This is a genomic window from Exiguobacterium sp. (assembly GCF_020832205.1).
Lineage (GTDB): Bacteria > Bacillota > Bacilli > Exiguobacteriales > Exiguobacteriaceae > Exiguobacterium.
Genome location: NZ_JAFIFD010000046.1, coordinates 1 through 14,396 on the forward strand (window position 1 = coordinate 1; position 14,396 = coordinate 14,396).

Below are 14,396 nucleotides of genomic sequence, written 5' to 3' on the forward strand. Positions count from 1 at the left end.
GGGGCGCCCCCTGGGGGGGCCGCCTGTTACCCCCATTAAAAACCCCCACCCAAGGGGGCGCTTCACGGTGAGCGTTCTAGTGAATTGGACTTCCATTCGACCGATGACTCGATCGACCGTCCCATGCGTTCATTCCCGATACTAGAAAAGTTGATGCGGCGTGTGCGAGGATTTCGCGTGCCCGTTCGTCTTTGTGACGGCTCGGCCCCTTCTCAAGAGAACGAAACGTTCTTCCGGTTGGCACGGCACCGCCACTTTGACATATAAGAATGAAATCTGTCACACTCCTCGATCTAGCCCACCTTTTCCTTGGCGTATAACCGCAACTACGCGACCCGCTTCCCCAAAGAAACATGTTCGTCTGCCTCTCACGTCAGAGCGTGAGATCGGCGACAGCAAAAGGAGTAGGGAACAGTCCCACAATCGGGTTTACGCAAGCTGTCTCTCGTTTCACCGAGCCGGCATCGGTCAAACGTCTCGAAGATCGTTTCATCCGTCGCCCCCTTTCACTCCAATCTGTTGAATGAGGACTACATTAATACAATAGCCGTTTTCGCGGCCGTCAAATCCGTGTTCACCATTTCTCCAAATCTCTGATTCATACGTATTGATCCAAGGCGTAGGCGACGCCGTCAGCCTCGACGTCTCTCGTAATATGGGTGCTGATGTCTTTTAACGCATCTACCGCATTCCCCATCGCAATACACGTCTCCGCCACTTCGAACATGGAGACGTCGTTTAAATTATCGCCGATCGCCACGATATCTTGTTTTGCGATGTGATGATGTGCTGCCAACTGTTCGAGCGCCATCCCTTTACTCGCTTTCGGATGACCGATTTCGATTTTCGTCCACCCGGCTGTCGTGATCAAAATATCGGTCCGGGGCTCGTACAACTTCCGAAGCTTGTGGAGTTTACGCCGATCGAACGAGTAGATGAACACCTTATACACTTCATCCGCCTCAAAATCGATGTCTTCAATCGTCTCGACGTACGTCAACCCGAACTGTTCGTTTTGAATCTCAATCTCCCGCTCTCCCCATTCCCGCGTGAACGATTGATCGTGCGGGAGCACCTCGTCAAGCTCGCCTTTCAATAAATCCGTCCCTGAGCGGAGCACCTTCACGCCCGCATTCGTATAAAATTCAACGTACGTGTCGTGGGCGCGGGCGATGTCCCATAACTCTTGGACGACCTGTTTCGGAAGCGAATGATAGTAAATCCGCTCATTTTCATAAAAGGCGATCGCCCCGTTGCCCGATAAAATCGGACACGTCAAGTTGCTCCGTTTTAAAATTTCCTCGATATCATGAATCGAACGGCCTGACGAGATGGCGACGATATCGCCTTGGTCTTGCCGCCGTCGAATCGCCTCCTGGTTCGTCTCTGTGATGACACCCTTTCGCGACAACAGCGTCCCGTCTAAATCGATCGCAATCAACTTCATATGGGTCCCTCCTTTTTTTGCAGTCTTCTTCTTTCCCTTTCCCTGATTTTCAGCAGCTCAATGTCAAGATTGCACAATCGATGAAATTCTCGTTTCCTGATTTTATTTTTAGGGAATAATAATTACGCCTACATACTCGTTTTAGTTATAGGAAGGAGACCGTATGAATCATTCATCGAATAAGCCACGGCTGAACCGTGTGTTTTATATTTCGGCAAGCGTCATCGCCTTGCTCGTATTGTTCGGGGCCGTACGTCCGGCGTTGTTCGCAGAAATTGCCGGCAACATCTTCACTTTCACGACCCAGTCGTTTGGTTGGCTTTACTTGTTGGCCGTCTTTTTCTTCGTCCTCTTTCTCGTCTTCCTCGCGTTCAGTAAATACGGGAAGATTCGTCTCGGTACGGACAGCGACCGACCGCAGTATCCGTTCTTCACGTGGATCGGGATGCTCTTTTCGGCCGGATTCGGCGTCGGGCTCGTCTTTTGGGGCGTCGCTGAGCCGATGAGCCACTTTTTTACACCGCCTTATGCGGACACCGAAGCGTTGACGGTCGAAAGTGCCCGTCTCGCCATGGCATACTCGTTCTTTCACTGGGGAGTGAGTCAATGGTCCGTATTCGCCATCGTCGGTTTGATCATCGCTTATTTCCAGTTCCGGAGAAACGCTGATGGCCTCATCTCGACGAGTTTGTCCCCGCTCATGAAAGAGCGGCCGTATACGCGCCCGCTCAACCAGACGATTGACATTTTCGCTGTCATCGCGACGGTCATGGGTGTCGCCACGTCGCTCGGTTTAGGTGTGCTTCAAATCAACGGAGGGCTAAACAGCGTTTTCGGCTTGCCGAACACGGCACTCGTTCAAGTGTTGATCATCATCGTCTTGACCGCCCTGTTCTTGACGTCGACGACGACCGGGCTCGACCGCGGCATTAAATGGCTGAGTAACCTCAACTTGGCGACGGCGCTCACCCTTATGATTTTCGTCTTCTTCGCCGGTCCGACCGTCTTCATCCTCGAAACGTTCACGCTCGGGTTCGGTGACTATTTGCAAAACTTTATCCGCTATAGTCTCCGGCTCCAACCGTATCAACAAGGGACGTGGGTACAGGACTGGACGATTTTCTACTGGGCGTGGGCCATCGCGTGGTCGCCGTTCGTCGGGGCGTTCGTCGCCCGCGTCTCGCGCGGCCGCACCATCCGTGAGTTCATCATCGGCGTGCTCGTCGTGCCTCCGGTCATCGCACTTCTATGGATCGCGGTATTCGGCGGAACGGCGCTTCATCTCGATCTGTTCGAAGGGACATCGATCGCCCAGGCTGTCGATGCGGACGTCACGAGCGCCTTGTTCGTCACCTTCGCGGAATTACCGTTCAGCTTCATCCTATCGACCTTGTCGATCCTATTGATTCTGACGTTTTTGATCACGTCCGCCGACTCGGCGACGTATATCATCAGCAGCATGACGACGAATGGCAGCTTGAACCCGCCCCTCGCCGTACGCATCGTCTGGGGTGTGTTGCTCGGCGGCATCGCGGCCGTCCTGCTCATCGCGAGCGGTCTTGAAGGGTTGCAGACCGCTTCCCTGATCTCGGCGTTGCCATTCACCATCATCCTCATTTTGATGGTGTACACGCTGTTCAGTCTATTGCGGAAAGAAAACATGAAGAAAATCAAATGATGCCGCAAGAGCCGCCTTTTTCCTCGGCCGCTCTTTTAAGTCGATCGGCTCCACTCAGTTGACACAGTTGACGCCGATTGCTACGCTTTTGTCAGAATTGCACGACGAATTTTAGGGGGATGAACATGCTACACGATTTCACACGGGCTCACGCCGAGACGCTTGATAAAGGCGATACTCTGGCACGCTATCGGGGAGAATTTTATTTGCCGCAAGACGGGATTTACATGGACGGGAACTCGCTCGGATTGTTGTCTAAACGGGCTGAACAGACATTACTCGAGTCGCTCCAAGACTGGAAAGAGCTCGGGATTGACGGGTGGATGTCGGGGCGCCACCCATGGTTCAACTTGTCAGAACAACTCGCCGGCTTGAACGCCCCGCTCATCGGGGCCCGGGCAGAAGAAGTCATGGTGACGGGGTCGACGACGGTCAACTTGCATCAACTCGTCGCCACGTTCTTCAAACCAAAAGGAACCCGGACCAAAATTTTGGCCGACACGTTGACGTTTCCTTCAGACATCTACGCGCTCAAGAGCCAACTCGACCTGCACGGGCTCGACCCGGCTGAACATTTGATTCAAGTCGACAGTCCGGACGGCCGCTACTTGCGCGAAGATGACATCATCCGTGCCATGACCGACGACGTCGCCCTCATCGTCTTGCCGACGGTGCTTTATCGGAGCGGGCAAATTCTCGACATGGCGCGTCTTGCGAAGGCAGCTCACGAACGGGACATCTTGATCGGATTTGACGCCTGTCATTCGGTCGGTGCCATCCCGCACGCGTTTCACGATTGGGGTGTCGACTTTGCTTACTGGTGTAACTACAAACATTTGAACGGCGGACCTGGGAGCGTCGGAGGATTGTTCGTGCACGAACGTCATTTCGGAACGGCGCCAGGACTTGCCGGCTGGTTCGGCTCACGCAAAGACAAACAGTTCGACATGGACCACACGATGACACCGGCCGATCACGCCGGGGCGTTTCAAATCGGCACACCCCACGTCTTGAGCCTCGCCCCGCAACTCGGCGCCCTCGAGATGTTCAACGAAGTCGGGATGGAAGCGATTCGCGAGAAATCGCTCGCCTTGACGACATATATGATGGATTTGGTCGAGACGGTGCTCGCGCCTTATGGGTTTGTCATCGGCAGTCCGCGCGACGAGGTTCAACGCGGGGCCCATATCAGCCTCGAGCATCCGGAGGCTGCGCGCATTTGTAAAGCGCTGAAACAGCATCGCGTCATTCCAGATTTCCGCGCCCCGAACATCATCCGGCTCGCCCCGGTCGCTCTCTATAACACGTTCACCGACGTATATGACGTCGTGCACATATTAAAAACGATCATGGACGATAAAGAATACGAGGCGTTCGCGAACGTTCGCGAAGTCGTGGCGTGAGGAGGAAGAACGATGAGTGAACGAATTGAACATAAAGTCGAGACGACGATTCAAACCGATTTTTCAAAAGACATGTCCTACGGGGACTATTTGCAGCTAGAGCCGATTCTTTCAAGCCAACATCGCCTGTCGGACCACCACGACGAGATGCTCTTCATCATCATTCACCAGACGAGTGAGTTATGGATGAAACTCATCTTGCACGAGTTGACGGCCGCGACGACGGCCATCGCGAACGAAGACCTTGAACGATCGTTCAAGATGCTCGCCCGCGTGTCGAAAATTCAACAACAGCTCATTCAATCGTGGGGCGTGCTCGCCACCCTCACACCGGCCGAGTATCTCGAGTTCCGGGACAAGCTCGGCTCATCATCCGGCTTCCAATCGTATCAAAACCGTCAAATCGAATTCGCCCTCGGGTTCAAAAACGCACGGACACTGAGCGTGTATGCGCATGACGAGACGCTGTATCCGCTTTTAGAGGCATCACTTCACGCCCCAAGCATTTATGATGTGACGGTGCGTGAGATGCATCGCCGCGGCCTCGCGATCGATCAAGCCGTACTTGACCGTGACGTGACCGAAGATTGGGAATGGAATGAGAGCGTCGAAGCGGCGTGGGTCGAGGTGTATCGGGACGTCGACACGTACTGGGACTTGTATGAGCTCGGTGAGAAGCTGCTCGACATCGGCAGCCAGCAACAGATGTGGCGTTTCAATCACATGACCACCGTCGAGCGTATCATCGGCCAAAAAATGGGCACCGGCGGTTCGTCTGGCGTGAACTATTTGCGACGGGTGCTCGACCACCGCTTCTTCCCTGAACTTTGGACCGTTCGCACGAAACTATGAGGAGGGAAAATGAGATGACTTGGATTGATGTATCCCAACCGCTCGAGGACACGATCACGACGTGGCCGGGCGATACTCCGTTTCACTATGAGATCGCATGGCCGATGGCAGACAGCGGCTCGGTCAACGTCGGGAAAGTGACGATGAGCTTGCATACCGGCACCCACATCGACGCCCCGTTCCACTTTGACGATGCCGGCAAGCGTGTCATCGACCTTGACCCGGGTCTGTATATTGGGCCGGCCCGCGTCATCCATCTGCCTCGCCGCGATCGTATCGAGGCTTCTGATTTGGACGGCTTCGACTTGACCGGTGTGGAACGGCTCATCTTAAAGACAGACGGCTGGCCGGAGAAACACGTGTTTCCGGCGCGCATCCCCGAGCTGACCCCTTCCTTAGCCGACCGGCTCGGTGAACTCGGCATTTATTTGATTGGTCTCGATTTGCCGTCGGTCGACGCGATTGATAGCAAAGAGATGGCGGCCCATCACGCGCTCGCAAGAAACGGCGTCCATATCCTTGAAGGACTCGTCCTCGACCATATCGCGCCAGGTGATTACGAACTGAACGCCGTCCCGCTCCCAATCGTCGAAGGAGACGGCAGTCCGGTCCGGGCGTTGCTCCGTTCGCTCGACTAATTTGACATCCATCCGGACCCCCCGGGTGGATTTTTTTGTGGGAAACTGTGGGACGACGCTTGATTGTACGCCGAAGAGGGAAAAGAGGTACTACGCAAACTGTGTAGAAAGGAGTGTTTTTTTATGAAAGTCATCTCATTTATTCTCCCCGCCTATAACGAAGAAAAAAACATTCCACTCGTCTTTGAAGCTATCCGTGAGCAGTTCGAGGGGACGTCTTATGACTATGAGATCGTGTTCATCAACGACGCGAGCTCTGACAATACGCTAGATGCCATCAAACATTTAGCAACAGGACATCCCGAAGTGCGATACGTCTCATTTTCCCGGAATTTTGGAAAAGAAGCGGCCATTCTCGCCGGCCTGCAACACGTAACCGGGGATGCCGCCATTTTAATGGACACCGACTTGCAACATCCCCCGGCCCTCATCCCGCAAATGATCTCCGGTTATGAGGAAGGATATGACCAAGTCATCGCCAAGCGCGACCGGACCGGCGAGAGCGGATTCCGAAAGTTCGCCTCTCAGACGTACTATAAACTGATCAATAAAATTGTCGACGTCGAGCTTGAAGACGGGGTCGGCGACTTCCGTCTCTTGAGCCGTGAAGCGATCGACGCGCTGTTACGGATGAACGAGAATCACCGCTTCTCGAAAGGGTTGTTCTCTTGGATCGGGATGGAGCAAAAAATCGTCACGTACGAGAACGTCCTGCGTCAAAACGGTGAGACGAAATGGTCGTTCAATCAGCTGTTCAATTACGGCATCGACGGCTTGATTTCCTTTAACTCGAAGCCGCTCCGTTTCTGCTTTTATACGGGCGTCTCGATTTTGATGTTGTCGATGCTCTATATTTTGTTCACGCTGTTCGGCATCATTCAAGACGGTGTCGAGACACCAGGTTACTTCACGCTCATCTCGGCGATCCTGTTACTCGGCGGCATCCAACTCGTCAGCCTCGGGATTATCGGCGAATACGTCGGACGCATCTATTTTGAGACGAAACAGCGTCCCGCTTATTTGATTCAAGAAACCAATATGCAAAGGAAGAGTGTGAATGAACAAGCGAAAGGCAGAGTTTATAAGATTCATCGTCATCGGGGGAATTAACACCCTCAATTATTACTTGGTATACATGTTGTTTCATCACGTATGGAAAGTCGGCTACGGGGTCTCTCATGTGGTGGCGTTCACGCTCAGCATGGTCGCCTCTTTCTTTTTGAACAGCTATTTCACGTTCAAAGTGAAGCCGACCCTCCGCAAGTTCTTGCAGTTCCCGTTGACGCAAGTCGTCAACTTCACGGTCACGACCGTCTGCATCTACTTGCTCGTCGAACAGCTCGACGTCTCGACGTCGATCGCGCCGCTGTTCGCCATCTTCATCGCTGTGCCGGCGACGTTTATTGTCACGAGTAAAATTTTGAAGCGCGAGCATTCGGCCGTATGAAAAAAATCATACTCGTCGTCGCAGCTTTTCTCGTGTCAATCGTCGCCCATGCCTTTTTCATCTACTATCAATCACAAGGCGGCTACATCGCCGGCCCGAACGATGGATTGTCTCAGATGGTCCCGTTCAAACATTTCTTATACGAGACGTTCCATAACGGCAACCTCGTCTACGCCGAGAACTTCGGGTTCGGCGGCGGCGTCATCACGCAACTCGCCTACTATTACGCGACGTCTGTCGTCTTTTGGGCCACGGTCGCTGTCGTCTCTTTGTTCGATGTACTCGGCCTCGTCACGCCTGACCTTGAGTTATGGTTACGACTTTCTCTTGTCGTGAGCGTGTTCCGCCTGGCCATTGTGTTACTGCTCGCCACGTATGCCTATCGGCTGTTCCACGTAAAGATGCCTCATGCTTTCACAGGGGCCGTCCTTTACGGTGTGTCGGTCATGTACATTCGTCACGTGACGTTTTGGGAGTTTTTCGCAGACGCTTTTTTATGGGTCCCGCTCCTCGTCATCGGGCTCGAGCGGATCATCCGTCTCGGGCGGGCTGACTTTTTCATCGTTGTCAGTGCCATCATGCTCATCAACAATTTTTACTTCGCCTACATCAACTTGGTGTTCGTACTCGTTTACGTCTTGTTTCGCCAGTTCATCCGTTTCCCGGAAGATCGGACGAGACGCCGGCAACAATGGCTGCTCTATAGCGGGTCTGGCGTCATCGCGCTCTTATTGAGCGCGTTCGCTTTCGTACCAGCCACCTATGGGTTCTTGCAAAACGAACGTCCGTCACTGGCGCACGACATCCCATGGTTCCGTCCCGATAACGTGTTGTACGATAGCACCATTTTAATTATTCCAGCAGCCTTCTTACTGTTCGCACTCTATCGTCCGCTCTATCGCCACTCCGCGTTCCGCTTGTTCGCAGCGATGAGTCTGCTATTCGTCATGCTCCACTTCAGCCCGCACGTCGGCAGCTTTTTCAATGGCTTCTCGGCCCCGCAATTCCGCTGGGAGTATCTCGCGAGCTTCACGATCGGCGGTGCGGTCGCGGTCGGCTTGTCACATTGGCGGTTTGAGACCCGGGCATTTCTCGTCGCAGCAGCCGGAACGATCATCGTTTATCTCGGGTTCGGGCTGTTCGGCAACGTGTCTTCGTCTGTCGCTCTCGTCGTCTTTGGACTGATGATCGCCGCAGTCGTCTCGCTCTGGTGGAAACCGGTCGTTGCACCGTACATCCTCATCGCGTCATGTCTCATCGTCTTCAATGGGTATACGAAGCTCATCCTCCACGACAAATCGATCGTCAATACGAATGAGACGTTCGTGAACAGCTCAAGTTACGACAGTGCCGAACAACGGGAACTGATTGATATCGTGAAGGACGAGGCCGGACCACTCGAACGACTCGACTGGATGGTCCATCTGCGTAACAATACGCCGATCGTCCAATCGTTCCTCGGCACGAGCCTATATTCGAGCATTTTGAACGGCAACTTGCTGACGTTTTATTGGCGCGACCTCGAGATCGACATGTTGCGTGAAAGCGTGAGCCGCTACGGGACGCTCGGCAATCGCGCGAACTTGCACCATCTGTTGTCGAGCCCGTATTGGATGCGAAATCAAAACGTGTCGAGCGAAGCGCCTTACGGCTTTAGCTTGCTCGCCGAGACAGAACGGTACGCCGTCTATGAGAGCGGGACGCGGCTCCCGTTCGTCCGGACGACGACGTCCACGTATCGTCAAGCCGAACTTGAGGATGCCTCGATGTTGACCCGCGAACAAGCGATGCTCTCGGGCGTCATTTTAGAAGACGGGAGTGAGACGCCGAGTCCGGCCCGATCGATCGACTTCACGACGGAAGACGTCGATGCCGTAAGCGACGGGGAAACCGTTCGTGTGAGCGGCGATGAAGGTGGAATCGACTTGATTCCAGACATCCCAGAAACGGCCACAGGCGACTTGTACGTCTCCTTCAACATCCGAAAGCTTGAAGGTGACGGGTTCTTCATCAAACTCGGCGGTTACCGGACGACACGGAAGCCGGAGGCATCGATCTACCGGACCGACCTCACCTCGATGACGCTTCGCACCCCGTTGTCCGAGCGTGTGCCGCTACGCCTCCCGGAAGGCACGTACGCGCTCGAAGACGTGACGGTCGAGTGGGAAGATTATGCGACGCTCGAGTCTGTGCTCGACGAGACGAGTACGCGTCCTGACATCCCGGTCACTTGGGACGGTCCTGATCTCGACTTCACGGTCGAAGCAGCGTCGACCGAAACGTACGCCGTCTTGCCGGTCCCGTTCGAACGGGGCTGGAGCGCCAAAGTGAACGGCGAGCGCCGGGACATCTTACAAGCGAACTACGCGTTCAGCGCCATCGCTCTCGACGAAGGCCGAAACGAGGTCGAGTTGACGTATCGTCCGCCGTTTTTCACCGTCACGACCGCGATGACGCTGCTTGGCCTCGCCTTGTTCGTCGGTTATCTTCTGTATCTACGCCGTAAAGAGCATCCGTTCACGTGAACGGATGCTCTTTTTCTTGCATGATTTCGCTCGAACTTTTCCGATGATCGAACCGTTTTGAAATTTGAATCTTATACTTAAGATTTTCATCATAGTCTTTTGCAAACACACCGGCGTATAAGAAATCGAGCAGACAATGGATCGAGTCGTTCGAGGTGAAACTGCCGATTTTCGAGTAGAGACGTTCACGCGTCGTCAAGCGGAGCGCACAGTCCGCCTCATGCGAGATGGCGTTCTCTCCAAGGCTCGTAAGCGCGAGTATCGGGACGTTGCGCCGTTTTAAATACGGGATGAGACCGACCGTATAATCACTCTCCCCTGTATAGGAGATGAGGAGTGCGCACGTCCCTTCGTCTGCATTCGCCGCTTCAAACTCGGCGTCCACCTCACAAAGAGTGACTTGTTTGCCGATCCGGTTCATTTTGGATTTGAAGTCATGGCAGAGCAGCAAGTTATGAATGATTGAAAAGACTTTAATATGGCGGGCCTCATGCAACATCGTCACGGCTTGCTCGAACGCCTCATGGTCGAGGAGCGACAGCGTATCTTCAATCGTCATCTGCTTCAACGCCGCCACTTTGCTCGCCACCGTCATCAACCCGTCTTCAGCTGCAAACGGGTAGTTGGCGTCGATCGTCGAAAAATGACGGTTCAAATAATCGATTTCCTCTAAAAACGCCGTCTTCAAATCGACCCAACCCGAGAATTCGAGCTTTTCGGCGATTCGACTGAGGATTGACGGATGCGTATACGTCGCCTCGGCGATCTGCTTCATCGTTTTAGAAGAGATGTGTTCCCGCTGGTCAAATAAATACGCGATAACGCTTCGTTCAGACGACGAGAATAGATCTTGCTTTAACTTTTCGGTCAACAACATGGCGGTTCCTCCTGTAAATGAAATTCACAAAAATGAATGTTACATTGTGTTTGTTTGTAAACGCTTTCGGACTTCTCCCGTCTCGTATTGTCACTATTTTTCTTTATTCTATACTGAATGAGAAGCGAAGTTACATCTAATTCATTTACGTCTGAGATTTATTTTTGTGAATTGACAAGGAGGAGATTGACATGACAACTGGAATCAAGCTCGTCACAATCGGAGGCGGCAGCAGCTACACGCCAGAATTGATGGAAGGATTCATCAAACGCTACGAGGAGTTGCCAATCCGAGAGATTTGGCTCGTGGATATCGAAGCGGGAAAAGAGAAGCTCGAGATTGTCGGACAGATGGCCCAGCGCATGTGGGACGCTTCACCTTATGATGTCAAAGTACATCTCACGCTCAACCGGCGGGAAGCGTTGCAAGGCGCCGACTTCGTCACGACCCAGTTTCGCGTCGGATTACTCGATGCCCGCATCAAAGACGAACGCATCCCGCTCTCTTACGGCATGGTCGGGCAAGAGACGAACGGAGCCGGCGGCATCTTAAAAGCGTTCCGGACGATCCCGGTCATTCTCGACATCGTCGAGGACATGAAACAACTTTGTCCGGATGCATGGCTCGTCAACTTCACGAATCCGAGCGGCATGGTGACCGACGCGATCATCCGCTACGGGAAGTGGGAAAAAGTCATTGGATTGTGCAACGTCCCGGTCAACGCGATGATGGCCGAACCGGAACTGATCGGTAAACAACCGGAGGAATTGACGTATTCATTCGCCGGGCTGAACCACTTCCACTGGCACCGCGTCCACGATTTGAGCGGGACCGACGTCACGCGCGATATCATCGACAAGATGTACGATGGTAATTCCGGTATCCCGGCAAACATCCACGACATGCCGTTCTTCAAAGAACAGTTGCACCAGATGAACATGATCCCGTGCGGTTACCATCGTTACTATTATCGCGCCGAAGAGATGCTCGCCCATATGCTTGAAGAGTATCGGGACCCGGCTGTCGGAACACGGGCCGAACAAGTGAAGCAGACGGAAGCGGAACTGTTCGAACTGTACAAAGACCCACATCTCGACCATAAACCCGAACAACTGTCGAAACGCGGCGGCGCTCACTACTCGGACGCTGCGTGCGAGACGATCGCCTCGATTTATGCGAACAAGAATACGCACATCGTCGTCTCGACAAAAAACAACGGGGCCGTCCCGGACCTCGCTCCGGACGACGTCGTCGAAGTGTCCGCCTATATCGGTGCGACCGGCGCGAAGCCGATTGCGTTCGGTGCCCTCGCACCGGCCGAGAGAGGCTGGCTCCAAGTCATGAAGAACATGGAGCTGTGCGTCGAAGAGGCGGCCGTGACGGGCGACTACGGTCTCGCCTTGCAAGCGTTCATCATCAATCCGCTCATCCCGAGCGGTGAGACGGCGAAACGTGTGTTAGACGAGCTCCTCATCGCCCATAAAGATCACTTGCCGCAGTTCGCCGACAAAATCGCCGAGCTCGAGGCAGCCGGTGTGACGGTCAAAGATGAAGTCGTTCAAGCACTCCGTCCAATCACCCAATGATAAAAAACAGCCGGTGCGTCCCATGGACGCACCGGCTGTTGCCTTATTTGATGAGTTCGAGGTCGACCGGAATGTTGTCTTCCACCGTCTCACCTTTCAAGTAATTGACGGCTGCTTCGACACCGAGTTTCCCGATCTCTGTCGGTTTTTGTGCGACCGTTGCGGCCATCGTTCCGTCTTCAACAGCCTTTACGGCGTCATCTGTCGCATCGAATCCGATGACTTTGACGTCGCTCATCCCTGCGCTGTTCAACGCTTGTACGGCACCGAGCGCCATCTCGTCATTATGCGCGAACACCGCAACAATGTCTTTGTTGTCTTGGAGGATGTTTTCCATGACCGTCAATCCTTGAGCGCGGTCAAAGTTTGCCGATTGTTTCGCGACGACGTCGAGTTTTCCGTCAATCGCCTCGTTGAACCCTTGACCGCGGTCACGTGTCGCTGAAGCTCCTGGAATCCCTTCGAGTTCGACGACTTTTCCGCCTTCCCCAACGAGCTCGACCATGTATTCGCCTGCAAGCATACCACCGGCCACGTTGTCTGACGCGACGTGGGCCACGACTTCTCCTGATTCAGCGTTCCGGTCGACCGTGATGACCGGGATGCCCGCGTCGTTCGCGCTTTGAACGGCCGCTCCGACCGCTTCCGAGTCGGTCGGGTTAATGAGAATCAAGTCCATGCCTTTTTGAATCATGTCTTCGACGTCGCTCACTTGTTTCGCCGCATCGTTTTGCGCATCTGCGACCGTGAGTGTGGCATCGAGCGCGGCAGCTTGTTCTTCCGCCCCGTCTTTCAACGCGACGAAGAACGGGTTGTTTAACGTTGAGATCGAGAGACCGATTTTAAAGTCCCCATCTTTCACTTCTTGCTCTGAACTCGATCCCGGTTGTTCCGTCGAGCAGGCGGCCATGACGACCATTGTCAATACGAGTAGCCAAGCTGTCCATTTTTTCATCTTCCGTTTCCCCTTTCGATGATTACGCGTTTTGTTTCCGATCGAGCAATACCGCGAACAAGATGACGGCACCTTTGACGACGAGTTGGAAGAACGATGAAACCCCGAGCAAGTTCAATCCGTTGTTCAACGTTCCGATAATGAGCGCTCCAATGAGCGTCCCGACGATCCAACCGCGACCACCAGCTAAACTCGTCCCCCCGAGGACGACGGCTGCGATCGCATCGAGCTCGTATGACGTTCCGGCCGTCGGTTGCGCCGAGTTCAGCCGTGACGTCAAGATAATGCCGGCGAGTGCCGCGAGCATACCAGATAACGAATAGATCATGACTTTCACTTTATTGACGCCGATTCCCATCAGTTTGGCAGCTTCTTCGTTACCGCCGATCGCGTACGTGTGGCGGCCGAACGTCGTCTTTTTCAAAATGAAGTAGAGCACGCCGAACGCGATCAGCATTGTGACAGCCGGCACCGGAATGATCCAGAAGTAGCCGCGTCCTAACATCTCGAACCACGTCGAATCGCCTAAGCCGGTGATCGGCCGTCCGTCCGTATAGACGAGCGTCAAGCCTCGATAAATCGTCATCGTCGCAAGCGTCGCGATGAACGGTGCCACTTTCCCGTACGTGATGACCGCCCCGTTAAAGGCACCGAGCAAAGCCCCGGCAATCAATCCGAGCGCGATCGCCATGACCGCATGCTGTCCATCGACCATCATCCCGGCGACAAAAGCCGACGAGAGCGCTAAAATCGATCCGACCGATAAGTCGATTCCGCCCGTCAAGATGACGAACGTCATCCCGAACGCGATGAGGGCGTTGATCGATACTTGGCGTAAGACGTTAAAGATGTTATTGAGCGAAAGAAATCCTGGTTCGAGCGCCGTTACGACGACGATGATGACGAGTAGTCCGAACAACGGACCCAGTTTTTGACCCCACCCGAGCTTTTGCGGTCGCTGCAGTGCAGTCGTTGCTTTTAATTCCAT

Annotated in this window: 12 protein-coding genes; 8 read left to right on the forward strand and 4 right to left on the reverse strand. The window is 53.9% G+C overall.

What is annotated here, in order from left to right:
* Nucleotides 1-598 precede the first annotated feature (598 nt).
* Complete coding sequence (locus JJU47_RS12130; protein ID WP_228619817.1) at nucleotides 599-1,447, reverse strand: Cof-type HAD-IIB family hydrolase; 849 nt, start codon at nucleotides 1,445-1,447, stop codon at nucleotides 599-601.
* A gap of 163 nt (nucleotides 1,448-1,610) precedes the next feature.
* On the opposite strand from JJU47_RS12130, the gene JJU47_RS12135 reads away from it, so the two are divergent.
* From JJU47_RS12135 to JJU47_RS12165, 7 genes are all read left to right on the forward strand, one after another.
* A complete protein-coding gene (locus tag JJU47_RS12135) occupies nucleotides 1,611-3,125 on the forward strand; it encodes a BCCT family transporter (protein ID WP_228619818.1) in 1,515 nt (504 codons plus the stop codon).
* 125 nt (nucleotides 3,126-3,250) lie between these two features.
* The gene (gene kynU / locus JJU47_RS12140) at nucleotides 3,251-4,528 is read left to right on the forward strand and encodes a kynureninase (RefSeq protein WP_228619819.1); all 1,278 of its coding nucleotides are present in this window, start codon (nucleotides 3,251-3,253) and stop codon (nucleotides 4,526-4,528) included.
* A 12-nt stretch (nucleotides 4,529-4,540) separates the two neighbouring features.
* The gene (kynA, locus tag JJU47_RS12145; RefSeq protein WP_228619822.1) at nucleotides 4,541-5,380 is read left to right on the forward strand and encodes a tryptophan 2,3-dioxygenase; all 840 of its coding nucleotides are present in this window, start codon (nucleotides 4,541-4,543) and stop codon (nucleotides 5,378-5,380) included.
* Nucleotides 5,381-5,394: 14 nt separating this feature from the next.
* Nucleotides 5,395-6,018: an arylformamidase gene (gene kynB / locus JJU47_RS12150; RefSeq protein ID WP_228619824.1), complete on the forward strand. Its 624-nt coding sequence runs from the start codon at nucleotides 5,395-5,397 to the stop codon at nucleotides 6,016-6,018.
* Between the two features lie 123 nt (nucleotides 6,019-6,141).
* Nucleotides 6,142-7,128 (forward strand): glycosyltransferase family 2 protein, encoded by a 987-nt coding sequence (locus JJU47_RS12155; RefSeq protein ID WP_228619826.1) that lies wholly within the window; start codon nucleotides 6,142-6,144, stop codon nucleotides 7,126-7,128.
* Nucleotides 7,076-7,465, forward strand: a complete 390-nt coding sequence (locus tag JJU47_RS12160) for a GtrA family protein (RefSeq protein WP_228619829.1) — start codon at nucleotides 7,076-7,078, stop codon at nucleotides 7,463-7,465. Before JJU47_RS12155 ends, JJU47_RS12160 begins: the two co-directional genes overlap by 53 nt.
* A complete protein-coding gene (locus JJU47_RS12165; protein WP_228619831.1) occupies nucleotides 7,462-9,990 on the forward strand; it encodes a YfhO family protein in 2,529 nt (842 codons plus the stop codon). The genes JJU47_RS12160 and JJU47_RS12165 overlap by 4 nt, the downstream gene beginning before the upstream one ends.
* Here JJU47_RS12165 and JJU47_RS12170 read toward each other — a convergent pair.
* Nucleotides 9,983-10,867, reverse strand: coding sequence for a MurR/RpiR family transcriptional regulator (locus tag JJU47_RS12170; protein ID WP_228619834.1), 885 nt, complete (start codon nucleotides 10,865-10,867; stop codon nucleotides 9,983-9,985). The two genes, JJU47_RS12165 and JJU47_RS12170, sit on opposite strands and share 8 nt — an antisense overlap.
* Nucleotides 10,868-11,058: 191 nt before the next feature.
* Here JJU47_RS12170 and JJU47_RS12175 point away from each other — a divergent pair, with 191 nt between their 5' ends.
* Nucleotides 11,059-12,453 carry a 6-phospho-beta-glucosidase gene (locus JJU47_RS12175; RefSeq protein WP_228619836.1) on the forward strand — a complete coding sequence of 465 codons (1,395 nt, stop codon included), beginning with the start codon at nucleotides 11,059-11,061 and terminating at the stop codon, nucleotides 12,451-12,453.
* A gap of 43 nt (nucleotides 12,454-12,496) precedes the next feature.
* Here JJU47_RS12175 and rbsB read toward each other — a convergent pair whose 3' ends face one another.
* Both rbsB and JJU47_RS12185 read right to left on the reverse strand, forming a co-directional pair.
* A complete protein-coding gene (gene rbsB / locus JJU47_RS12180; RefSeq protein ID WP_228619838.1) occupies nucleotides 12,497-13,408 on the reverse strand; it encodes a ribose ABC transporter substrate-binding protein RbsB in 912 nt (303 codons plus the stop codon).
* Nucleotides 13,409-13,430: 22 nt separating this feature from the next.
* Nucleotides 13,431-14,396: an ABC transporter permease subunit gene (locus JJU47_RS12185; RefSeq protein WP_228619841.1), complete on the reverse strand. Its 966-nt coding sequence runs from the start codon at nucleotides 14,394-14,396 to the stop codon at nucleotides 13,431-13,433.

Bases quoted from the DNA above. Each gene is read 5' to 3' on its own strand.
- JJU47_RS12130 (WP_228619817.1), bottom strand. From the start codon at position 1,447: ATGAAGTTGATTGCGATCGATTTAGACGGGACGCTGTTGTCGCGAAAG.
- JJU47_RS12135 (WP_228619818.1), top strand. From the start codon at position 1,611: ATGAATCATTCATCGAATAAGCCACGGCTGAACCGTGTGTTTTATATT.
- kynU (WP_228619819.1), top strand. From the start codon at position 3,251: ATGCTACACGATTTCACACGGGCTCACGCCGAGACGCTTGATAAAGGC.
- kynA (WP_228619822.1), top strand. From the start codon at position 4,541: ATGAGTGAACGAATTGAACATAAAGTCGAGACGACGATTCAAACCGAT.
- kynB (WP_228619824.1), top strand. From the start codon at position 5,395: ATGACTTGGATTGATGTATCCCAACCGCTCGAGGACACGATCACGACG.
- JJU47_RS12155 (WP_228619826.1), top strand. From the start codon at position 6,142: ATGAAAGTCATCTCATTTATTCTCCCCGCCTATAACGAAGAAAAAAAC.
- JJU47_RS12160 (WP_228619829.1), top strand. From the start codon at position 7,076: ATGAACAAGCGAAAGGCAGAGTTTATAAGATTCATCGTCATCGGGGGA.
- JJU47_RS12165 (WP_228619831.1), top strand. From the start codon at position 7,462: ATGAAAAAAATCATACTCGTCGTCGCAGCTTTTCTCGTGTCAATCGTC.
- JJU47_RS12170 (WP_228619834.1), bottom strand. From the start codon at position 10,867: ATGTTGTTGACCGAAAAGTTAAAGCAAGATCTATTCTCGTCGTCTGAA.
- JJU47_RS12175 (WP_228619836.1), top strand. From the start codon at position 11,059: ATGACAACTGGAATCAAGCTCGTCACAATCGGAGGCGGCAGCAGCTAC.
- rbsB (WP_228619838.1), bottom strand. From the start codon at position 13,408: ATGAAAAAATGGACAGCTTGGCTACTCGTATTGACAATGGTCGTCATG.
- JJU47_RS12185 (WP_228619841.1), bottom strand. From the start codon at position 14,396: ATGGAATTAAAAGCAACGACTGCACTGCAGCGACCGCAAAAGCTCGGG.